This is a genomic window from Candidatus Neomarinimicrobiota bacterium (assembly GCA_016784545.1).
In the GTDB taxonomy this organism is placed as follows: domain Bacteria; phylum Fidelibacterota; class UBA8477; order UBA8477; family JABMPR01; genus JABMPR01.
In genome coordinates this window covers 1-23,316 of the sequence record JADHUM010000043.1, presented here as the reverse complement: position 1 = coordinate 23,316, position 23,316 = coordinate 1, and the positions used below count along the sequence as shown (strand labels likewise).

At 43.2% G+C, this 23,316-nt stretch carries 15 protein-coding genes; 4 read left to right on the top strand and 11 right to left on the bottom strand.

All coding sequences use genetic code 11. From position 1 onward, the window contains the following. From ISR87_10520 to ISR87_10500, 5 genes are all read right to left on the bottom strand, one after another. The gene (locus tag ISR87_10520) at nt 1-3,570 is read right to left on the bottom strand and encodes a PAS domain S-box protein (GenBank protein ID MBL7025879.1); all 3,570 of its coding nucleotides are present in this window, start codon (nt 3,568-3,570) and stop codon (nt 1-3) included. 15 nt (nt 3,571-3,585) lie between these two features. Then, a complete protein-coding gene (locus tag ISR87_10515; protein MBL7025878.1) occupies nt 3,586-3,957 on the bottom strand; it encodes a response regulator in 372 nt (123 codons plus the stop codon). Further along, nucleotides 3,954-4,328 carry an Hpt domain-containing protein gene (locus ISR87_10510; protein ID MBL7025877.1) on the bottom strand — a complete coding sequence of 125 codons (375 nt, stop codon included), beginning with the start codon at nt 4,326-4,328 and terminating at the stop codon, nt 3,954-3,956. Before ISR87_10510 ends, ISR87_10515 begins: the two co-directional genes overlap by 4 nt. Before the next feature lie 119 nt (nt 4,329-4,447). Then, complete coding sequence (locus tag ISR87_10505) at nt 4,448-4,996, bottom strand: hypothetical protein (protein ID MBL7025876.1); 549 nt, start codon at nt 4,994-4,996, stop codon at nt 4,448-4,450. A gap of 75 nt (nt 4,997-5,071) precedes the next feature. Beyond that, a complete protein-coding gene (locus ISR87_10500) occupies nt 5,072-7,015 on the bottom strand; it encodes a hypothetical protein (GenBank protein MBL7025875.1) in 1,944 nt (647 codons plus the stop codon). A gap of 330 nt (nt 7,016-7,345) precedes the next feature. On the opposite strand from ISR87_10500, the gene ISR87_10495 reads away from it, so the two are divergent. From ISR87_10495 to ISR87_10480, 4 genes are all read left to right on the top strand, one after another. Beyond that, complete coding sequence (locus tag ISR87_10495; protein ID MBL7025874.1) at nt 7,346-7,990, top strand: hypothetical protein; 645 nt, start codon at nt 7,346-7,348, stop codon at nt 7,988-7,990. A 176-nt stretch (nt 7,991-8,166) separates the two neighbouring features. Continuing rightward, nucleotides 8,167-8,619 carry a prepilin-type N-terminal cleavage/methylation domain-containing protein gene (locus tag ISR87_10490; GenBank protein MBL7025873.1) on the top strand — a complete coding sequence of 151 codons (453 nt, stop codon included), beginning with the start codon at nt 8,167-8,169 and terminating at the stop codon, nt 8,617-8,619. Nucleotides 8,620-8,897: 278 nt separating this feature from the next. Next, nucleotides 8,898-9,896: a hypothetical protein gene (locus tag ISR87_10485; GenBank protein ID MBL7025872.1), complete on the top strand. Its 999-nt coding sequence runs from the start codon at nt 8,898-8,900 to the stop codon at nt 9,894-9,896. A 325-nt stretch (nt 9,897-10,221) separates the two neighbouring features. Next, complete coding sequence (locus ISR87_10480; protein ID MBL7025871.1) at nt 10,222-11,148, top strand: hypothetical protein; 927 nt, start codon at nt 10,222-10,224, stop codon at nt 11,146-11,148. 123 nt (nt 11,149-11,271) lie between these two features. Here ISR87_10480 and ISR87_10475 read toward each other — a convergent pair whose 3' ends face one another. The 6 genes from ISR87_10475 to ISR87_10450 form a co-directional block, all read right to left on the bottom strand. Beyond that, a complete protein-coding gene (locus tag ISR87_10475) occupies nt 11,272-11,661 on the bottom strand; it encodes a response regulator transcription factor (GenBank protein MBL7025870.1) in 390 nt (129 codons plus the stop codon). After that, a complete protein-coding gene (locus ISR87_10470; protein ID MBL7025869.1) occupies nt 11,648-15,649 on the bottom strand; it encodes a PAS domain S-box protein in 4,002 nt (1,333 codons plus the stop codon). The genes ISR87_10475 and ISR87_10470 overlap by 14 nt, the downstream gene beginning before the upstream one ends. Nucleotides 15,650-15,651: 2 nt before the next feature. Then, on the bottom strand, nt 15,652-16,479 hold the full coding sequence (locus ISR87_10465) for an alpha/beta hydrolase (protein ID MBL7025868.1): 828 nt from the start codon (nt 16,477-16,479) through the stop codon (nt 15,652-15,654). Between the two features lie 261 nt (nt 16,480-16,740). Further along, nucleotides 16,741-17,136, bottom strand: a complete 396-nt coding sequence (locus ISR87_10460) for a response regulator (GenBank protein ID MBL7025867.1) — start codon at nt 17,134-17,136, stop codon at nt 16,741-16,743. A gap of 378 nt (nt 17,137-17,514) precedes the next feature. After that, nucleotides 17,515-18,603 (bottom strand): T9SS type A sorting domain-containing protein, encoded by a 1,089-nt coding sequence (locus tag ISR87_10455; protein MBL7025866.1) that lies wholly within the window; start codon nt 18,601-18,603, stop codon nt 17,515-17,517. A gap of 10 nt (nt 18,604-18,613) precedes the next feature. Then, nucleotides 18,614-23,110 (bottom strand): hypothetical protein, encoded by a 4,497-nt coding sequence (locus ISR87_10450; protein MBL7025865.1) that lies wholly within the window; start codon nt 23,108-23,110, stop codon nt 18,614-18,616. Between the last annotated feature and the right edge of the window lie 206 nt (nt 23,111-23,316).

Sequence of the window (23,316 nt, the reverse complement as noted above, 5' to 3'; positions counted from 1 at the left end):
TTATTTTTCTGAAAAGATGTTTAACATTTGGTGTCTGAGTTCTTTTTCAAAATCCTGATCCTTCCTGATAATAGTGATGCCTCCATTTTTTATCAGGAGTTCTTCTTGAGAGCTTAAATTCTTGCCTGTAATGATCATCACATGCGGCATGGTCTGACTGGTTCCATTCTCTAACACTTCAAGAAATTTCATCCCATCCATTTCGGGCATTTTTAAATCCAGTAGTATCAAGTTAGGGACATAATCTTCAAGAATATCCAGTGCTTCCTGTCCATTTCCAGCAGTTCTGAGTTCAATTTGAAGATCGGAAAGGTATTCAGAGATGAGATCCCTCATGTCTGGATCATCTTCTACCAGCAACACACAGCACGGTGCTTTTTGAATATTTCGGCGGATGGCCCATATGAGGTCATGTTGATTTACTGGTTTTTGCACGAAATCAGTAGCACCTGGTAATTTGCCACGATTTTCACGGGCCACGATACTCACCACCACTACTGGAATATCAGCGAATTCTTTTTTTGCTCTGAGTGCTGCCAGAAAAACCTCCCCGGTCTCATCTGGCATCCTGAGATCCAATGTGATTAAATCAGGTTTTTGTCGTTTCACTGCTTTCATGGCTGCTGCAGAGGAAGCTACTGTTTCAAGCTCACATTCTGTATCCTTCAGGTAATGTGAAAGGAGTGTCAGTGAATCTGGATCATCATCAACCAGGAGGATGCGCTTCCCTTTAAAGCTTTCATCTGAGACCGAGCCTGGGCCTCGATCTGATGAGCGTGTGGTTTGCCGGATGGATTCTTCAATCTGTGCCACTGGATCATCCAGGGGTATTAATATTTTGAAGGTTGACCCTTTGCCTACCTCACTTTCAACATCAAGGCTATACCCCATGAGGTCGCACAGCGCACGGCTAATGGATAGACCCAATCCTGTGCCACCATATTTGCGTTGTGTACTGGAGTCTACCTGTTCAAATTCATCAAATATATGACCGATGCGGTCCTCGGGGATTCCTATCCCTGAGTCTATGACAGCAATAGAAACAGGGCGATTTGAAACCGGATCTGTCACCACTTCAACTGTGACTTCCCCTTCCTCGGTAAATTTTATTGCGTTTGAAAGCAGATTCAGTAGAATTTGTTTGAGCTTGCCCGGGTCAGTCTGAATATTAACTATCTTTTGGGGAAGCGCTTGAACAAGATTAACAGGTTTTTCAGCAACTTGACTCTCAACCTGACCAACGAGATCTCGGATTAAATCTCCCACATTGAGGCTAACTATTTCAAGTTCCATACTGCCTGCCTCAACTTTGGAAAGATCAAGGATATCATTGATCAATTCAAGAAGGTGCTTGCCATTGGCCTGAATTCTTTCCAGGTAAGTAATTTCCTTTTCGGTCAACTTCGATTCAGTATTTCTCAAAATGATGTTTGAAAATCCAATCACCGAGTTCAATGGGGTTCGTAGCTCGTGACTCATATTCGTGAGAAACTCGCTTTTGGTCCTATTGGCTTCTTCAGCAACTGATTTAGCCAATCGGAGGGCTTCTTCACCACGTTTCCTTTGAGTAATATCAAGGGCGATTCCCAGAAAACCGGTTATTTCCCCGGAGGTGTCGCGGGTAGCAGTCACAGCTGAGTCTACCGTTAGTTGGCTGCCATCTTTGCGAACATAGGTCCACTCCTTTTCAGCATAGCCACCCAACTTCGCCAGGGCAACATAGGTATCGAATCCACTAATGGGGCGACCAAGTTCTCGACTCAACTCGCTTGCCCGTTGTTTCACTTCAGAATCAAGATGGAAAATATCAGATTCTTTACCTATGATTTCATCACTGCTGTATCCCAGCATGCGTTCTGCACCAGGATTGAAAATGGTAATTTTACCATCCAGATCCGTGGCAATAATTCCAACCTGGGTTGCAGAATTAAAAACACTTTTAAGCTGCAGATGAGCATTGGCTAAATCATCAGCTGCTTTTTTCATTTCCGTAATATCTCGAAAAGTGCCTGTTAGGAAGTGGCTTCCTTCCGTCCGAACCTCGTTTAACCCAAGGTCAAGATAGACAGCCCGACCATCTTTGCGTCTTCCCACAAACTCATTTGATTCAGCGATGGTTCCTTCGGAGTTGGCCTCTCGGAAACGCTTTAAGTGGTCATCATAACCCTGAGCTTCGGCAGGTCCCATGAGCATCTTGACATTTTTACCCCAAACTTCCTGCAGGGTATATCCAAAGATTTTTTGGGCAGCATCGTTATAGCTTTCAATGGTGCCATAGGCATCCATGGTAATGACACCTACGACTGCAGAACGCACGAGCGCTCTGAATCTTTCCTCACTCTGAATCAATTTCTTTGTGGCTTTATCCTGCTCGATGACTCGACTCACCCATTGCCCCATTAATCGCACAAAATCATGATCAGACTCAGTAAATGGAATATCCCTGGGTGTAGAGCGTGAAAAATTAAGCGTTCCATAGGCTTCATCATTAACGGTGATGGGAACCCCTATATAGGATTCAAGGTTAAAGGCAGCGTAGCATGGATGGGATGAGAATTCAGATGATTTCATTTCATCAATTGCAACAATATCTTTGGCCATCAGAGCAATGCTGCAATAAGTATCTCCCAGGTCAAAAATTTGCCCCTGTGACAGTCCAGCCGATTCCGGATAGACATGCAATACCTTGTATTCTTCCTCTTGAATTCGACTGATTATCCCCAGTTCCATACCGAGGTTCTCAAGACCGGCTGTTAGAGTGGCTTCCAATTGCTCTTCAATGGAGAGATTTGTGCTGGCTGAGAGCTCATACAGTAGGCGAACCCGACGTTGTTGCTCATCAAGGGAAGTATTTAGTTTCTGAAGATCCGCTTCAAATTCAACCCGCTCTGAGACATCACGACTCACGGAAAGAATCTTGGGTTCTTCATCTTCAGAGGGTTGGTAGATTCTGGTGGAAGATTCCAACCAGATATAGTGTCCTGCCTTGTGGCGAAATTGATAAGTGACTGGGACGGGGTCATTGGACTCAAGTATTCGTCTATGTTCATTCTGGATAAACTCCAACTGCTCCGGGTCCACATAGTCATAGATTGAATGGCCGACGAGCTCATCAGCCGTATATCCTACAATTGACGTTGACGCCGGGGTTACAAAACTGAAGCTCCCATCCAGTTCATGCTCAGCGAGCATATCACTTGCATTTTCCGTAAGGAGACGATAGCGGCGCTCGCTATTCTTAATTCTGAGGAGATACCTTTCTCGAGATGCAACAACAGTGGGTGCCCACAGAAGAAGCCCCACCAGTAGCAGCAACAATCCCATGGCATATCCTGCAAAATATTTCACGCCAATTTGAATGGTGGGAGCATTCAGGGTGTCAGCCAGAGAGCTGTGGTCAAAACTGTCGAAGTATTCGATCGAAGCACCGATAAACAGCAGGGAAAAGGCTGCTATGATGATATACCAACCCCTTTGAACGTGGAGTCGGAAAAGTTCACCCAGGATGACCAGAAAAACAAGAAGTACCAGCGAAGTGAGCAGAAAGAGAAGTTCAGCCAGCATCAACATGAAGGTAGATTCCCTTTAGTGGACCGTATCTATCATGCGTTCAACCATTTCGATGAGGGCATTGAAATCAACAATGGGTTTGGTGAAATATTCATCAAAACCCTTCTCCATATACTTCTCTCGATCACCGACCATGGCATGGGCAGTCAGGGCGATAACGGGCAGATGTTTTAACTTGTCATCCAGACGCATTGATTCCAGCACAGCGACGCCATCCATGCGCGGTAAAGAAATATCCAATAAAACCAGACCAACATTGGCGTCTGGCAAGCCTGCAAGAGCATCAATCCCATTCTCATAACTCACAATCTCGTATAGTGACCCAAGAATGGCTTCAGCTAGCATGAGATTATCTGGATTATCCTCTACGATAGCTATTCTTTTCATATCTTCTCGATGGCTCCTCTTAAATATTGCTGAAAGGCCTTTTGTGCGGCTCTGAGATTGACTAAAAGTTCTGGCAGTTGATCTAATTGTTCCTCAATCGCTTCGGCTTCAATCAGTTTTGCCAGGGTAGAGACTTTTTTTCCTCCCAGATTCCCTGCGCTTGAAATGAGTGAATGGGCTGCATTTTTTACTACTGAGAAATCCTGTGCTGCAAATCCAGCAGCGATGGCTTCCAGAAGCTGATATCCTCGAATTAAATACATATCGACGAGTTCCGTGGCTAATTTTGATCCTCCCAAATCTTCCAGACGTGAAAGAAATAAGGGGTCAATATCTCCAGAAATATTTGATTTATCTACATGCTCGTCCATAATTCCACACTTATTGTTATCATTAAGAATGAATCACAGCAATATACTTTAAAAATTGCTTATACATAACGATAGCATTGATTTTTGGTCGTGGAAGGGCGTGATTTTTCTGCTTGTCACTACTCCCCTGAATGCCCCAGACGCCTTGAGGGTTTAATGTGAGCTGTAAGAGCAGTTTGCTTTTCTGTGATTGATAATTTATCCAAAAGGACCAGTTCACGATTTCCCCCGAGCAAGATATAACCTGTCATGTACCCAACCGCCCCACCAACACACACGCTGGTCATAAAGTTGACAGGTTCATCCAACCAGGTGGCAAATCTTTCACTTAAAGTTTTCTCTGATCGGGGAACCGTCTCCTTCATGAAATACTTCACTCCAATGTAGCCTCCCAGTAGCATGAGGTAGGGAGAATATTTGTTTGATCGGCTGAATTCACGAAATCCGGTGATAGAGTCCAGAGTCAAATTCCTATTGATATAAACACCGGGGAGAAAAGGTGCATACTCAATGCTAACCTGCAGTTCTGACACGCCTATTACCCTGCAATTTCGAATTGATTTGTTGCCCTCATAAAAAATGGTAATCCCTTGAGCAATGAGCTGCTGTCTTCCAGCAAGTGGAAGCAAAATGCACATCAATGCGATTTTCAAACCTATTCTAATCATAATTGCCCCTCCCCTCCAAATGGAAACAAGCTATGTTTTCCATGGAATCTTAATCAGCCCGAAGGTACTCTCCAACTATTCTGCAGCTGTAGGCGCTTCAAACCCCAGCCAGATATTAAAATATTTGGACTGCTGAGAGGTCATCTCCCTCATGATCCTTAATTGATGAGAAACCTCTTCTTCCTTATAACTTATTACATCATAGAGAGTGATATTTGTTGAATCCCTTTCCACATCAAAGGTCACCTTCATACCTTCTGGCAAGGGATTACCAAAATCGTCAAAGTAGGTATCAAGGTAAAAGTTTCGATCTACCTTATCACCTGCTTGCAAGCCGATCTCGTCTTTCCTACTGACTTTTTTAATGGTCCGTTTTCCCGCCATGGCGATATTTGTGTATTTACCCTTATAGTCCTTTAAGGGATGACGTGGCAAAGACAGGGTAGTATCATTTTCATAGGTGACGCCAACATGCTGAAGTATCTCAGCGTAGGGCAAGGCTTCACGACCCTCAATATATTTTGTGAAAAAGTCTCTGAGATCGGGATGCACTTTCTCAGTAAACAGTTCGAAAACCCTGTCTTCTTCCATGGGTTTTGTCGGTCCATAGTCGTTTATGAGTTCGTACATCACATCGATGAGACGTTTCCTCCCTTCAGTGAGGCGGATAATTTCTATATCCAGTAACATTCCCAGTACGGCACCACGTTGATAAACCTGATTATAGCTTTTCTTGTATGGTTTTTCCAGGACCCCAGCGGACATTTCAGTAAAGCTCATTTTGTCGAGGGGGAACTTTTCTCCATTTCGAATTTTTCTCTGGAGACGATTTACAATGAAATCCTTGGGTGTGAGTATGCCGCCATTTGCCTGAATAATCATGGACATATACTCTGTAACCCCTTCATATAGCCATAAATGTTTAGATAGAACTGGATCTGTGTAGTCCCAGTTGTGGATGTGCTGGGTCCTGAGATTGAGGGGGGTTATGATGTGCATAAACTCGTGGATCGCTATATCTTCAATAACCTCAGATATGGCTTCGGTGTATCCTGGTCCCGGGTCAGGCAGGTAATAAAATGATGATTTATTGTGTTCCAGGGCACCGCCTACGGGAAGACCATTGCGAATCAGATAGATGATTCCTTTAAGAATGAGAAATCTCTGATTATCCAGGATTTTGCCCAACTCATATTCATTTGAGTAATAAATGAGATAGGCGTACTCCTCAGCCGGGAGACTGTCAATATATGATCCAATGGCTGCCATAGAGGCATCAAGCGTTTTTGTAATGAGGGGGGCCCGTTCTGTATCATCAGTTTCATGAGCAAAACCAACCACTACATCCATGCCGTGTATGGAAAAGGTTGACGTATCAGGTCGCCCAAAGAGGATAGGACTATCAATGAGTTCATGGTAGTCCGCGGCTGATATGGACACCTCTCCTGCTGATATAGAAACCTGGTCCAGGATGGTCATGGCATAGAGGTGCTGGGGATAAACGTATTGCATATCTACTGCTCGTTCTTCCTGTCCGGAAAAATAACCAAATACGCCCCCTGCATTTATGGCAAATACCCGATCTTTTACAATACCAGTACCAGCCATAGGCCAGATGGTCCAGGGGTTCTTGCTGTCCCAGGTAGCGCTGACCCAGTACTTGATGGATTTGATGTTGGTAGCTGGTGTAATAACAAATGTATTTTTTCCCTGCTTTTTGACCTTGATGATTTCATCGTTTTGATCATATGCAGTAAGTTTATGAATAAATTTTCCGTAATTGGCTTCTTCATAGGTTCCTGGAATAATCCACGGGAAATGGTAGACGAGTGTATCCTGGCTAAAATCTTCACAGAATAGTTCTACCTCAAATCGATTCTTCTCGAGAGTATTCAAATCGATGCGATAGTCATATCTTGGCTCACCAGCATACGCAGTTGCAGCTGAGAAGATCAACAAGAAGAGGACCATAGCGATGTGTCTGGCCCTGAGTGTATTTATGTTATTGGTGGCAGTCATGAATTGGTACCTCTTTTCTATGAATAATGCTCATCGCGTTGTGAGGGATATTATTTAGGGTTTTTGATATATAATTCAAAGCTTCTTTTGTGGCGTCAGGCTGAAAGAAAAATATTCACGAAAATAATTAAGGCTATTTCGTAATATTCGTCAAATACGCTGTAAAAAAACTGTTTTAGTATATGTTTGAAACTAACAGGGTGCACCAACACTATTGAGTAGCTCTTAACCCCCTGTTGCATTCACTTGCAGTATTAATACCTATCTTATCATGTATTGAGAGATTAATTTGAAATGCAACAGGATGAGATAATATAGGAATGCAAGATAATGGACAAAATAAGAGATACCGAGAGTCCTGTCGAAATTGATCCAAGTAGCCAGCAGGACATCATTCACACGCTACGTACGGCACAACAGCACCAGGTGACCTGGAGTATGATCGCTGATCAAAAGGCAAACATAATCATAGGCTTTGCTTTGATTTTCTTTTCAGTTATTCAATCTCAGATGTTTTCGGTAGAATTTATGGACGATAGGTATTTTTTCCCTATCAGTGCGCTAGCCCTGACTGTTTTTATCTCATTTTTTCTGGCCATTATGGTTGTTTTGCCACGTTTTAAACGTGGTCGCGTCTATACCCAGCCCTCACAAATGCCAAATCCGCTCTTTTTTGGCTTTTTTGCATCATTCACCCAGCAAGAGTATACTGACTATATGATGGATACTGTCAATAACAACGAAGCAGCTCGTCGATTGATGGTACAGGATTTATATCAAATCGGAGTCGTTTTGAAAAAGAAGTATGAGCTTCTCCGATTCAGCTACATGTCCCTTGCTATAGGGGCTTTCCTATCGATTGTCATTTTAGTCATCAAGCTAATTCTCAATTTGGATCACTGGTTCCTGCGATCATTTAACAGCGATTCCCATCTCAACATCCACAGATCTTTGTTGCAGGTATGGCCTAACTAAGGAGCTGGACGGCTTTAAATAATAGGTCCCCGCATGGGTGGTTTCATGTTGCATTTTTTTGGTTCAATTGAACCAATTAAGGTATTTCCCCATCCAATATCAGGAATTCCCCCATATCTAATTAGGTCTCCTTTTGTAACATGGTCCAAGCAAAAAATGCATAAAGGAGTGGTGAGATGATTACAAATCCAAAAAAACAGTTTAGTAGTATTTCAAATGTTGGAGCAGGTTTTTCAAGAATGGTAGATGGGTTTTCTCTGGTAGAACTCGTGATTGTCATCGTCATCGCTGCGCTCTCTTCCGCAATTGCAGTTCCCATTGTCACTTCCAATGACACCATGGCCAAGCTAAGTGAAGCAGATGCAAGTCTGACCAGTCTTCGTACTCAATTGCGTATTTACTATAGCAAAAATGGTGAATATCCCACTGAAGCGACTGCAGTACCAGTTGCTGGGGCTAGTTGGAATGATAAAGTCACCGGTGCATTGAATGGAAAATATTTTTCTGACGACTCCTTTACCTATGTAAGTGAAACCGGCGATAACTTTACACTGTCCTGTGCTGGTGGCAGGGTTCTAGGTTCAGATCGCATGCTCAACCAATCTGGCGTTTTCAGTGGTGGGAACTAGTCTGACCCACACCACAATAACGACGATTGAAGTAAGACTTTAAATCTCTCAAAGATTGTCCCCCATAAACATCGGTATCTCTGATTCCCAGCAGGATTTTGAGATACCGATTTTGTTTTATCTCTACAATCACCAAGCATCAAGAAGGTAATATTTTGTCTCTAACTCTCCCGGATAAAAGGGGAGTTTTTCGGATCATTATCAGGTAATCCCCCATATCGGAAAATCACTAGATATGTAAAATACTCCATGCGCAAAAGTCCTAAGGAGTTCGTACCATGTTAGTTGCCGTATTAATGATGTTCGTGGTTTTCAGCTTTACCGGGGTGGCAGTGCTCAATGTGGCATATCTCTCAACCTCTACCTCAACAGAGACTGTTAACAACATCAAGCTACAATATGCAATGGAATCTTCAATCAACGAATCCCTCTGGCGTATGAATAACGGTCCTGACAGTCTCATTAACATAAATACCAACGGTATTGAAACTTCATTTGATCCGCTGCTGAATATTCTCAGAGTGAAAGTTGACAAATTCCAGATGGAATCTGAGATCCTGTTAGATCTCTCTGAGGACACTCATTTCGATAGGGCCCTGGCTTCTGATGAGACCATCAATACCAATGGTTATGAGACTAATGTGGATGAAGAGAATCGCAGTCGCTTCTTCACTTTCCTTCCTGAGGTTGACATAGACTACTTTACCGACAACGCCGTAGCCATACATCCAGAGAGTTTTCACAAGTTTGAAGGTGGGAAGGGCAAGGGTAAACATAGTGATGATGATGAGATGGCAGACGGAATCCATATCTTTACTGGCTCTTATATCGAATTTAAAAACATGAATCTTGCCAATCACACCCTGGTATTCACGGGGCGATACATAGACTTTACAGATAGAAACAATATCGATGCTCCATTACCAGCTGACAGCGCCGATGCCATGCCTGCTCTGGTTTTTACAAATCCTGACAACTACTTCGAAATTGAAGCTGAGGGAAAACATTATGAGAAAGAAGACGTCATAATTGGAGCCATCTATACTGCCGGTACCATAGTTCTCAAAAAAGGTCAGGTCAGTGGACCTATTGTAGGCAATGCCATTTCATTGGAGCCAGGTGAAGACTTCGAAAATCACATTAATTTCAGAGACACTGAGCATCCCCACCACTATCGCTGGCATAAAGGTTTCAAGGGCAAGAAACATTATGATTGGCCCAAGCAGATCGGCCGCTGGAAAACCAAGTCCTGGAAGAAAAAACATCAAAACGTTTAGTCACTCCCCTGACTTCCTCCAGTCAATAATCATTCCCCATGAGCAAGATTGTTTTGAACCATCGATTTTTTTTAGACATGGACGATAAACCAGATTTCAACAACCAACACTCCATATACCACGCTTTTCCTCAACAGCTTTAAATAATGGGGGATATCCCACATTATTATCAGATGCTCCCCCTGAGTGGTGCATTTCACCCTTTATTTTAAAAATTTCCAAAGAATGGGGGAAATCCCCCGTCAATATTAGGTATACCCTCATATCCAAATACCCCCCCATAGCTAACATAATGCATGAATGAATCGCAAAAGGAGTTCGCACCATGTTAGTAGCCGTATTGATGGTATTCGTAATTTTCAGCTTTACTGGGGTGGCAGTATTGAATGTTTCTTATTTGTCCAGTTCAGCATCTATGGAAACAGTCAATAACATCAAACTCCAATATGAAATGGAATCTTCAATCAATGAAGCTTTATGGCGAATTAACTCCGGAAGGGATTCCCTTGTGAATTATAGTTCCGGTGGTATTACAACCTTATGGGATCCTCAACTCAATATTCTCTCAGTTGCCGTTGAAAATTATCAAATGGAAACAGAGATTCTACTGGATCTAAGTTCAGATACACCATTCGATCGTGCAATATCCTCAAATAACCCCATCAATACAGGCGGATATACAGCAGATGTGGCAGAGGAACATGACATTCGACAATTTGATGAATTACCCATAGTAAATTATGGCTATTTCTTACTTAATACAGCTGTTGTTCACCATGGAAACCAGGAGTCATGGTCAGAAAGCTCACTCCAGGTTGAAGGAATCCATATTTTTCTGGGTAATAATTTAGATATTAGTGGTCTTGATTTGGAAAACAGCACACTGGTTTTTCTAGGTAATGATATTGTTTTTAGTAATGACAACATTATTAAAGCACCAGTACCTGAAGATGACACGGATGCTGTACCAGCAGTTGTACTCCTCAACCCCTACACAAGTTTTAACATTCAAGCCGGAACCCATATTGAAGGTGCCATCTATTGTGCAGGTCAATTGAATATTGAAGATGCCACACTGACTGGACCAATCGTTGCAAAAACAATTAACCTGACTAATGATGTTGATTTCATCGATGAGAATCATCCGGAATATTATCGTTGGACAAAGGGTTTTGGAAACAAGAACGATTATGATTGGCCAAAACATGTAGCTCGTTGGAGAACTGCCAAGTGGGGTAAAATTTTATCCTAGATCTTTCCTGACATAAACATTAAAGACTAACCTCAATCTTACTACTGTTGGTGATGATTGGGGTTAGATCTTTTTATATAAGTCCCACTTCCCGATTATACAATGTGATAACACAAATAATACTTACCCAACCTGCTCATTATCTTGAATATACCGCCGGATTATCTCAATTAACCTGCCGCTTAATATGGGTTTGGTGAAGTATTCATCTGCCCCAGCCTCGAGTGCCGCTTCACGATGTTGCGGGAAAGCATGAGCTGAAATTGCGACTAGAGGGAGTTTGTCGGAATATTCCTTCTTGATCCACTTTATCAAACTGGTTCCATCCTCTCCACCTGGTAACGCAATGTCAATAATGGCCAACTTAAATTCATCCTGTTCAAGTGCCTCCCTGGCACTGTCTGCCGTGGGAGCTACTGTAAGATCATATACATCTTCGAGGATTGTGGAATAATATAACTGTGAAGTTCTATCATCCTCTACAATCAATATTTTGTCTTTATTTATTGCCATCCTTACCCTCATTGTGGAATGGAAAAATCATTGTGAAAGTTGAGCCTTCGTTCTTTTTACTCTTAAGTTCAAGCTCAACATGGTTTAATTCAAGATAGCGCTTTGTTAAAGCCATCCCCAAACCAATGCCCTGATATCTTTTTGTATAGCCTTCACTCTCCTGGGTGTAAGGTTCAAAAAGTCGTGCCTGATAGGCTTTATCAATGCCAATACCTGTATCCGTTATTGAAAGGGTCAACTGATCTGCTCGATGCTCTATTTTGAGTTCAACACCGCCCTCAAAAGTATATTTTAGCGCATTGTCTACCAGGTTCATAATAGCTTGATGAATACAATACTCATCCACAAAAATAATCGCTTCAAGCTCTTTTGTAACCATGCTAAGGTCAAGTTGATTTTCCAAAGCAATGGATCTGAAGCCTTCCACCACTGATCGAGCCAGAGGAACCAGATCAACCTCAACGGGCTGTATAGTAATGGTGCCTGCTTCCAATTGAGAGATGTTGAGGATGGAATCCACGGTCTTCATCAGACGACTACCGGCAGTGGTAATATATCCAAATATATCTCGCTCCTTCTTCTCTAAATGATCTCCAAATCTGGTCTTCAAAAGATCTGAAAATCCAATCACACTATTAAGAGGAGTGCGAATCTCATGTGAAATATTGGCGATAAATTGGTCCTTGACCTCATTGGCTTTATGAGCTTGTTTAAGCGCTCGCTCAAGTTCCACTTCAGCCTGTTTACGTTCAGTGATGTCTTGTAAGGTTCCGATCATTTTTAATGGATTGTCATTTTCATCCAATTCAAGTTTTCCCAATCCGTATACCCAGCGCTCTTCTTCATTCTCCAATCTTTTTATCCGGTATTCTTTATTGAAAGACTCATGATTAGTTAAAACATTTTCATTAAAATAGTGATGCATCATTGCTTGATCCTCTGGATGAGTAATCTGCAGCCAACCAGGAATATCCTTTTTGTAGTTGCTATCAATTCCAAAAATATCATCCATGATAGGCGAACATGCCCATGAACCCCTTGCTATATCCAATACATAAGATCCGATATGTGCGACAGCTTGTGATTCACTAAGTAATCGTTCTGCCAACTTTCGCTCCGAAATATCTGTAGAAACGTTAGCCAGAAACTGAATTTTTCCGGTTTTAGGATCATTGATGGAAAATGTATTTGCGTGCACATCTGTGATTTCACCTGTTTTTTTGTTGAGATATTGCAGATCTCCTTCCCAACTCCCCTTTTCCATCAGGGCTGGTAGAAGTTCTCTCTCAACCATCCCTACCCATTGATTGGGAATAACATCCATGATGTTCGAGGTCTTTATTTCAAGGGGTTTTATACCCAGCATTTTGCAACCGAATTCATTCAGGAAAACCATGCTGCCATCAGGTGTGGCTAAATTTATAAGCTCGTTACTGTGGGTCACAATAGCTGCGAGTTTCTGCATCTCTTCTTCTGAGCGCCTCCGTTCCGTGATATCTCTCACAAATGCTGCCACCAGCGGGCCTTTTGGATCCGGCAGTACCGTTATACTCACATCAAGATTTATTTCGACACCATCAATTCTCTTATGTCTGGTTTCGAATTGGTCAGCACCCAGTTCAACCATACGCTTTATTCTTTCATCCATCTCCGTTTTCGATAATTCTATTTCAAGGGCACTTATATTCAGATTGAGCAATTCGTCTCTGGAATATCCCGTCATTTTGCAGTATGAATGATTCACGTCAAGGATTCTACCTTCAGTGGAAGCGAGAATAAAACCATCCTTGGTGGTTCTAAGGACTGCATTCATCCGTTCATTCTGTTGTTTTAGTATCTTCTCAGCCTGCTTGTGGGCTGTGATATCTCTGACAATGGCAAAAGTAGCCGGTTTTTCATTGAAATCGATAATCTCATATTTGACCTCAACATCAATGATGCTGCCGGCCTTTTGTTGAAATGTGGTTTCATAAGTGCCGGTCTTAATTCTCTTGGATTTCGTAGTTCTACTGCGTTCTATGAGATCCTGTTTGGCTTGTTCAGTGAATATCCTGTCGAAGGATTCACCCGTTAAAGTATCAACGGAATACCCCAACATTTCGGCGAAACGGGAATTGCAGTAGATTATTTTATCATCCTGGCTGATTTCAATGCCGTCATTGGCATTTTCAACGATCAACCGATATTTCTCTTCGCTCTCTACTAGTTTTTTATCTGCCTGTTTACGTAAGGTGATATCTCTGGCAATTCCAAGAATGAGCGTTTTTCCCTCAATGCGTACATGGCGTGTACTGATTTCAATATCAACAAAACCACCGTCTTTCCTGGCGAGGGTAAATTCATCAGGTCCAGTCGATTTACCCAAAACGTTGAGTGCCATTAATTTGGCAACTTTGGGGAGGTCCTTAGACTGAAATAAATTGAGTTTCGTATAACTCTTACCGTTCAGATCCTCTTTATTGTATCCCAGAAGCTTTTCAGAGGCTTTGTTTCCATCTATCAATACACCCTTAGAATTCACTAAGTAATAAGCATCAGGGGCTTCATCGAAAATAATCTTGAAACGTTCTTCAGATTTCCGAAGAACGTCTTCAGATTTTTTCCGCTCCGTGACATCCCTGATGATGTCATGGGAACCCAAAAATTCACCATTCTCGTGTATTGCTATTGAGTTTACTTCAACATGGTGAACATCACCATTTTTCGAAATGAGCCGTCCTTCATATCCGCTATAGGAACCTTTGTGAATTAATCTTTTTATATATCTTGCTGATTTTTCCTGATCATCTGGGTGAACCAGATTTTTTATATTCAGTCGGTTTAACTCTTCTCTAGAGTAGCCCATCAAGCTCTGGATCGCTTGATTTGTATCAATAAAATCACCATCTTTATCCACTATGCATATGCCATCGATACTGGTTGCAAAAAGTCCCCGATAGAGGGATTCTTTTTCCAACAATTCTTCTGCTGCAAGTCTCTTAACCGTTACATCTTCATGGGTTATGACAATATTTTTGACTTTACCCCTTAAATCTTTGAGAGGATAAATCCTGGTGCTGAGCCATCGCGTTCTACCGGTTCCCCGGGCCTCAGTCTTTCCCGTAGGATCAAAGCGATACTCCGGCACCACCACCGATTCTCCTGCATAAGCTCGTTTTACATAATCCAGTAATCCAGATTTCTTGACTTCCTCACTCTGAAGTACATTGAACTGATTCAGGGTGGTACTGGCTGGAAAGCCCCACAGCTTCTCATAGGCTTCATTTACATCAATCTGCAAGCCCTCAAGGTTGTATATCTCAATAACACTGGGTGATTGATTTATGACCATCATGAAGTGATCTTCACTTTCAAGGAAAGCATCAGTTCTATGTTGAACCAGGTCTTCTAATTCATTATTTACCTGTATTAACTTCCTATGCAGTGCCAGGTTGTCAAATTTGGCAGTGGTTTTTTGTATGATTATTTGAATGACGACCAACTTACTTGACAAACTTTGAGCATCGGGGGCATCATCTGCAAAAAGGAAGATCACGGGTGGATGATCAACCATATTTGTATGAATTAGAATGATATTTTCAGCCATAAAATCATGATGGGTGAGATCTAATTGAATTCCTCGCTTACCCTCATCATGTTCAGAAATGAAATGAGGACTCCCCTTGATTAAATTCACTAATTCTGGAGAAATGGAGACCCTGTCATTATCCATGGATTTGTTTGATGTGGCTATAAATGAACTCTTTATTTCTACCTTATCATCATGCGCTTCACAAAAAGCACAATAGGGAATATCGAGAAAGACTGAAACACGTTCCAGGACATCTTGAATTATCTCTTTTTCATCCTCAGAATTAGCTAATGTGTCCCCTATTTGTTGCAGGAAAAGAATCTCCCCAGCTCTCTCGGACAACATCTGATTTTCCTGGCTTAAAACTTCAAGCTCTAACAGGAGTTCAGATTTATTAAGTTGTTTTTTAACAGGCATGATTATGCTAGAACCAAGTCCGTGATTGCATTTACTATATCTTCTGGAAGGTCTTCCTGTATGAAGTGGCTACCCTTCTCCATGAGAACTAATTTACTGGATGGTATTCCAGCATTCAGACGATGAGCTATATTCTCGCTCAAATAGGGATCTGCATCTCCACGAATAATAAGTGTGGGTATATCCAATTTTGTCAGGGCTGACTCAATATCAAGTAAGTTCTTATTATCCAGACATTTGGCAAAGTGCAAAAAGGCCTTACGTCCTTCCCTGGATTTCATGGGATACCAAAAATGCTCCATAAGTTCTTCAGTCAAATTCTCTTTATGGAAAAGCCCACGGCGGACTATTAATTTAAATGTACCGAGATCTAAGGTGGCCATGGCGAATTGTCGAATTATGGGGGTTCTCATGGCAATAATTGGTTGGACTGGCCAGAAATCGTATCCTACACTATTAAGTAGCGTGAGACTATGGAGTTGATCCGGGTTATTTACTGCAAATATCTGAGCGATTCCTCCACCCACATCATGACCGACAAGATGAAATTTATCGATACCTAGCACATCCGTGAATTCCTTCACGAGAAGCGCATGCTGCTTGAGTGAATAGGATACCTCAAGGGGTTTGTCTGAATCTCCGCAGCCCAATAGATCCAGAGCGATCACGTTAAACTCCAGGGGGAAAAGTGGAATCATTTTGCGCCAGATGAATCGATAAGTAGTGATCCCGTGAACCAGAAGAATGGTGGGACCTGTCCCAACCCGTTGACTGTAGGCCAGTCGGTGACCCGCAACCTGAGCAATCTCAAATCTGGATGTACTTTGCACGCTTCTCACTTCCTAAAAATCTTCTGACGATGGGTAGGATTCAAATCATCAATAAAATAAACAGTTCTATGGTAGCATCCAACTCATCTTACAACATGAGTAATTCTATTAGCTCCCAGCTTCTATATTCAGGTTCGTAACGAGGAGCACATTGATATGTATTCTGTGAAGATTGGTTCACTTTGACATATGAATCATCTTTTCAGGAGCCCGATCGAAGCTTCTTGCCCATAGACCTGCATCACGGGTTCTTCTCATTCCCTATTTTTTACTCAACAAATCTCTTACGCAACCTATAAATTCATGAATATCAAATGGTTTTCTAAATGTCTGGTCTGCCCCAAACAAGCTTGCATACTTCAAATAATCATTCTGTCCAATTCCATCAAAGCCAGACATGACAATGAGTCTTGTTTCAGGATGGTATTGCTTTATTTCCCGAACAATTTCAATGCCCTCCTTGCCAGGCATGATAATATCGGTAATAACAAGATCTATTGCATGTTGTTTGAAAAGTGCCATTCCCGCAATACCATCTTTTGCACTAAAGACTTCATAACCTTCATCTTCAAGTGCAAAAATGAGTAGGTCGCGGATTGATTCGTCATCATCCATGACCAACACAGAATGGTGAGGAGTGGCTGTATTTTTATCCATAATAATTAGCGTTTTCCCTGGTTAGATCCATCCATCTATGAATACCCTGATCAGCTTTGAAATTGAGAGTATTTAATTGATCTACAGGAGTCGTGATACAGTTTCTCCTTGTTTGGCTGACCATATTCCCCATATACATGGAATAAGGGGGTCATATATAAATGTCCAAATTACGTGCCAGATGAAATTGATGGACCTAATATATTATATTTCTTAAAGATATGGTTTATTTACGAGAATTCCTAGTGCATAGAATGTCAAGTTATTCCTACAGCATGTAGATATAAATGACAACCACTATATGTTCCACGATCATGGGATTGCCCAGGCACAACGTCAAGGGAGAAGCCCCTGATTATTGTTGTTAATATGGACCAGCTATTTCAAATATACCATGCGCTTCACGTCCCTGAATGAACCAGCATCGAGAACATATAAGTAGGTTCCACTGCTTAGATTTTCAGGGGTAAAGTAAACTGTATAGTGACCTGTTTCATGATAACCTGATGCAAGTCTCATAACCTCCACGCCCTTTATGTCGTAGACAGTCAGGTTGATATCCACTGCTTCAACCAGTGTATAACTTATGGCTGTACCCGGATTAAAGGGGTTGGGGTAATTATTCGTCAGACTCGAAGTCTCAGGAAAAACTGCAGGGGGAATGGGATCTTCTACGGATGTGGGATGAAAAGGTGTTCCGTAGGTCCAATCTACCCCGGAGATTCTCATGTCATTCCCATTTCCACTCATGTCATGAAGACTGTCACCTCCGCCCTCATTCATAGGCCAATATAGCTGCAGTCCTGCGGGATGCCCGGTGAGAACCGAACTCATGTTTTGAATGATCTCCGATTCAGTTCGCACCTCATTCCAGATACGCACCTCATCAATCACCCCCATAAACCCCATGATTCCACCCTGAACAGAGCCCAGGCGAAGCGCCTCTGCGCCATTATCCCTGATGGGACCCTCCGGGGTGGAAATATGCGAAACATTCTGGGTGATACCATTGATCAACATGGTCACTTCACTGTTGGTTCCATTATAACTGACTGCAATATGTGTCCACATATCCAATACAATGGACCCCAGCTCTGAGTAGGTATGGCTGACCCCTGCATTGTGCCTGAGTTGTAGGATTAAACTTCTATCGTTTGCTGTATTATGATTCTGGACAATAAATAACCAGATACTTGTCTTGTGAAAAATGGTGGCCAGATAGTTTGGTCCCTCCCCCCATCCATCAGGTTTGATCCAGGTCTCAAGGGTCATGGAATCTGTCAAATTGAGCGTGGATGTGGGAGCAAGAGCCAACTCAGCGATTCCTACGTGGTGGTAGATTGCACTTTCGCCCTCACGAACCTCAGCATGAAGTTGACCCGTTCGCAGGCCGATGCAGAGGATCAAGAACAGGGGCAATAGCCACCTACTGGGAACCTTGAAATCTTGTTTGATCCATATCTTCATGTCCATCAACCTAAGGGGCACTCAATATTGCTTCGATGAGGAGAATGATATCCACCACATCCACGTGCTCATCCTCGGAAAGATCAAATCTTGAGAATTGTTCAGGTGTCATCTCCTCATGGACGATGACATATTCAACCAGTCTGATGGCATCGTTGAGATTGACCTGATAATCCTGATTCACATCCCCCCAGGGTAATTCACCAGCAGCTATATCCATGGATACGGTGATGATTGCGCTGGGAAAATTAGGTGCGCTGGTTTCTATGCGCATGGGAAACTCATAGTGACCCTGTGGTAACCCAATTGCGGAGACATCAACAATAAATGCTTCACTTTCACCGGGATCAACCCGGCCTGACCAATTTGAAGCCGAAAACCATTCTACAGGTCGCAGAACAGCGAGGGCGGACCCTGACATGAGAGGTGTGGTTTCATTGTGATGTATGGTCAAACCAATATTCCGTTCACCATTTTGCATGCCAATGGTTCCTGAGGAGGTAGACTCATCCATGGATTGATACTGGATTTTAATCATACCAATTTTGTGCAGAATTACCTGGAACGTATAATACTGGGTCGTGCCCCACTTGGGAAAATCCTTCCAGGTGATGATGCATTGATCATTATTATTGGTCCAGAAGTAAATACTCCCATTGGGGTCCTGATCGTTATTTAGATCATCCCACCAGGGGGCAATCATTGCCGGGGGACTCATTTGATTGGGCAATACAGAATTCATCCAGGGTGAAAAGGAGCTTTCAAAACTAATGGTGCCGTTGCTGCCAATAAACAGCTCCTCATATATGTCATCATAAAATGGAAACTCAAATCCCACAGACAGCGGACCAATACTACTGTCATCAGGATCGCCCATCCATGCAAGTAGATTCCCAGGAGTTTCGATGTCATACCAGGTGAAAATGGGACCCTCCATATCTGTATCCCACTGCCAGTAATGTCCATACGCATCAGCTCCATCGCGCAATACTCTGGATTCTGGGGGAGGATCTGCTGTCTCCTTGGAAATGGATGGATCAAAAACAACTGGGTTGTACTGAATCATCCGGTTGGAGTCTTCAACTGGTGTGATGGCAAAGGCCACTGGTGTTTCGCCGGTATTCGTAATGATGATGGAATCAGTCGCTGAACTCCAGGGATTTTGCTGAAAATGAATATCTGTGGTACTCAAAGATACCCTGGCATCGTGGTTTCGAACACCCCTGTCAGTGGAGAAAAGGATTGAAGTGTTATTTCTCAGATATGCCACGCTGGGGTCATTTACATTGTTGTAGGTGGCCAACAGCCCGGATCTGCTGTCAGGAGATTCAATACCAATGGTGGCAAAGTTTGCCAACACATCCGTATTTTCATAAAGATTATACTGAAATTTGATATCATTATCACCTGAATCAGTAGGATACAGGTCTGTATTAAAAATAATGAGTTCGAAGGCGAGTCTATCCTGCATATATAGATGGTTTACCTGGCTCCACTCCACAATAAACTGACCATCATCTCCGTTAGTTGACTGGTAGACCCCTCCTGCCCCAGTTACTAAATCATCCCAGAAGGGTGCCAGCATGGCCGGGGGACCAATTGGCGAAGGAATAATCCTGTTGTGAAAGTCCACAACGCTGTGAGCACCAAAAGCAGCCCAGCCATTGGAACAGACCGTCATATTTGTATACACCTCACCATAGTATGTAACTGGAAAGGGCAAAGGAATAACTGTTGAGGCATCCGCTTCTTCAAAATTGTCTGTAATACCAATCATGGAACCTGAACCGCCCAGGCTGGGATTAATTTCCATCCAATCATAGGATTGGGCCTTGGAGAAACTCAAGTCGAATTCATCAAACATGCGATACCCATAATCATCAGTTTGAGATGGGCCAAAGCGAATCACATCTCCAATGGAGACCGTCGCCTCCAGGGTATCAGTCCTTGTGGGTGTTGAGCATTCAAACTGAACCGTGAGGGACTCTCCTGGAAATATCTGATCACTAAAAACCACATCTAGAGCATTTTCTGTCTCACCGATCCCATCAATATCCAGCTCCGGGCATGTCAATGGAGCACCAGAAAAGGATAGAAGTGCATGGTCCAGAGGGGTAATGCTGAGGGGACTGGAGGAGGCCCCGCCCCTGTTGATGAGTTCAATTGCAAACTGAGCTGAATCTCCAGCATTCACACTCCCACTGAGGAGCAGAAAATCATGAATATCTACTTCTGGTGCCTGTACAACCACATGTTTTTGCCAGTTCCAGGTCTCAGATCCACCCACTACCTCCAGTTGAATGATTGAGGTTGTGCCATGTTTCAACTCCGGGTCAGCAGTGAGACGAATGATGATGGGGTCTAGTGCACTATTGGCGGGAATTGATGCCAGGACAACTTGATTGCTTAGGCTGATGCCCGTTGTTTCTGAGGAAAATGAGAATTCCACATTATTCATGGCTTCACCATAATTATAGAAGTGCAGCTCCATGGGAGCTGATTGTCCGGCGACCAGGAGTGTGTCGGGGTTCATGGTCCAGCTTTCCATAGCAAGACTCTCTGGACCGTCCTGAACTGGAAGGGTGACCAGGTAAGGATATAGATTCTTCCCAGTCACAGTCAGCTTCATTTCATCGACCTCAGCCAGGTCAACCGGTAAACTTACCCTGCCACTGACATCAGAATAATTCCCAATGGTATTATTGGTACCCAGTAGCGAGACATAGGCTTGGCTGATAGGGGAGCCATCTTCCCCGTAAACCATTATTTCAACTGAATTCTGTCCAGAAGAGAGGGTATCCTCATGGACCACATTGAGTAATTGAGGAATGGCTGTCCACATCTGCATTCCGGGATCTCCCAGGAGATTGTAGATATGATGATAGAATTCAGCAGTTTGCTCAAAGGGAAAGTAGGTATTTTGATGATAGTTGCGCCAGAGTTCATATTTGCCTGCCCAAAGGGCTTCGCCCAGAGTTTGAACCCCTCCATCAAAGATGGCGGAGTAGATACCAATATCTATGACATTGTTAAACTGGGTATGGGTATACAACTCACTGGGGCCAAAGAAGGCTACGGCTCCCCTGGGGACAGTGGCCGTTCCTATACGTGTCCAAACTTCACCAAAACAGGGGTCGTCTATGGCAGCAAAGTTGCCACCACCACACACCACTGAAGTGATGATAGGCGTCTTCCCACCATTGTAGATCGATCCACGAATATCACCAGATGTAAAATCTGGACCTGCCCACCCTGTGTAGTATCCAAATCCACGATAATTAACAAAACCCACGCCCAGATTGATAGGGGTGGATATCGCGCTGGGGGAACTTACTTCTGGTGCGTAGGCACTATAGATCTGACTATAGCCATTAGCTATCAGTTTGTCAGCCACCCATTCTTTTGTGGCCTGGGCTGAAGCGGCCCCAAGAGTAGTTGAAATCATCAAGGCTCTCTCGAACCAGGCGGGTTGATCGTTGGGGGGTGTACTCTCATATCGAACAATTTTGGAGGTAAACGTAATTAATTCTGAGATGGTATCGATGGATAATCGACCCACCATGAGCTCTGGGAAGGTATCATCCCCCTCAAGCAGCGTGTAAGGATGATCGCCAATAAGATTGTCTCCCCAGGTATTCTGGATATAGAAACCTGGCATTCCCTGATCAGAATCACCGATAAGCAGCAGGTAATCGGGACGACTCTCCCAGGTTTCCCAGGCAGTCTGGATATAGTTTTTTATGGCCGTTCTGGATGTACCTGTTACCGAGGTGGTTACCACGGTGACCTCAAAGCCGGCTCTTTGCTTCCAGACCGTCAAAAGTTGGAGATAGGGCTCATAGAGAGGAGGTGTAATAATTAGGTAATGGCCTTTCCGGGGAAATTGTCCAGTTGGGGGAAGGATTGAGCGCATACCGTTTTGAACAAAACTTTCCAGATCATCTCCCACTTGAACCCCGAGTAATTCAAACTCGATGATCAGGGGCACTTGAACGTCGTGTGTACGTGGGTCAAAGTCAACCGGATGAAGGGTAACCGGAAGGAACTGCCGACCGCGCATGACTACGGGGTCGCCCAGCATCAATGTCTCATGCAGTGAACTTGATGATTGAGATCCATTGTACAGTGTTGTGGTGACCAGGGGTGGATCTGAATCCAGATGTCCTTGGGGAACCGTCTTAAGTCGGATATTTTGAAGCACTTCATTCTGGCGTTGAATGGCTCCAATGCTCATATCATGTGCTGAGTTGATGGGAATCATCTGGGTTGTCATGGGCAGGGCCGGATCACCGGGTGCCCCTGCAAGGCCATAGCCATATTTTGTAAATAGCTCAGGATCTTCAAGCATGCTTTGCCACAGATCCACGGAAACATGTTGAAAATCGAGGTGTATTCTCACACCAGCCTGAATCGGTGTAATATCCATTTTGGGGAGTAATTGATCTGCAGCACCCAGAAACTGGAGTGTGAGAAGCAGACTAACTACTATTTTTTTGCAAGTGGACATCTTGTTCCCATCAATTTTGGAATATGAAAGTACTAAAAGGCGTCTGACGTGGCAAGGTGTATTAAATTTGAAGTTCCCCCGTTATATCAGTTAAAATTTAGGTCAAGTTGTCGATATCGGTGTTTCTTGGTGTAAATCGGGTTGATTTGTCCAGGATTTCTGGTCAGAATGGCCGAAATACCATCACCTAAGGCATAATATCCAAA

Coding starts and splice junctions, on each gene's coding strand:
- ISR87_10490 (MBL7025873.1), top strand. CDS start 8,167: ATGATTACAAATCCAAAAAAACAGTTTAGTAGTATTTCAAATGTTGGA.
- ISR87_10475 (MBL7025870.1), bottom strand. CDS start 11,661: ATGGCAATAAATAAAGACAAAATATTGATTGTAGAGGATGATAGAACT.
- ISR87_10500 (MBL7025875.1), bottom strand. CDS start 7,015: ATGACTGCCACCAATAACATAAATACACTCAGGGCCAGACACATCGCT.
- ISR87_10505 (MBL7025876.1), bottom strand. CDS start 4,996: ATGATTAGAATAGGTTTGAAAATCGCATTGATGTGCATTTTGCTTCCA.
- ISR87_10455 (MBL7025866.1), bottom strand. CDS start 18,603: ATGAAGATATGGATCAAACAAGATTTCAAGGTTCCCAGTAGGTGGCTA.
- ISR87_10510 (MBL7025877.1), bottom strand. CDS start 4,328: ATGGACGAGCATGTAGATAAATCAAATATTTCTGGAGATATTGACCCC.
- ISR87_10495 (MBL7025874.1), top strand. CDS start 7,346: ATGGACAAAATAAGAGATACCGAGAGTCCTGTCGAAATTGATCCAAGT.
- ISR87_10460 (MBL7025867.1), bottom strand. CDS start 17,136: ATGGATAAAAATACAGCCACTCCTCACCATTCTGTGTTGGTCATGGAT.
- ISR87_10520 (MBL7025879.1), bottom strand. CDS start 3,570: ATGTTGATGCTGGCTGAACTTCTCTTTCTGCTCACTTCGCTGGTACTT.
- ISR87_10480 (MBL7025871.1), top strand. CDS start 10,222: ATGTTAGTAGCCGTATTGATGGTATTCGTAATTTTCAGCTTTACTGGG.
- ISR87_10485 (MBL7025872.1), top strand. CDS start 8,898: ATGTTAGTTGCCGTATTAATGATGTTCGTGGTTTTCAGCTTTACCGGG.
- ISR87_10515 (MBL7025878.1), bottom strand. CDS start 3,957: ATGAAAAGAATAGCTATCGTAGAGGATAATCCAGATAATCTCATGCTA.
- ISR87_10450 (MBL7025865.1), bottom strand. CDS start 23,110: ATGTCCACTTGCAAAAAAATAGTAGTTAGTCTGCTTCTCACACTCCAG.
- ISR87_10470 (MBL7025869.1), bottom strand. CDS start 15,649: ATGCCTGTTAAAAAACAACTTAATAAATCTGAACTCCTGTTAGAGCTT.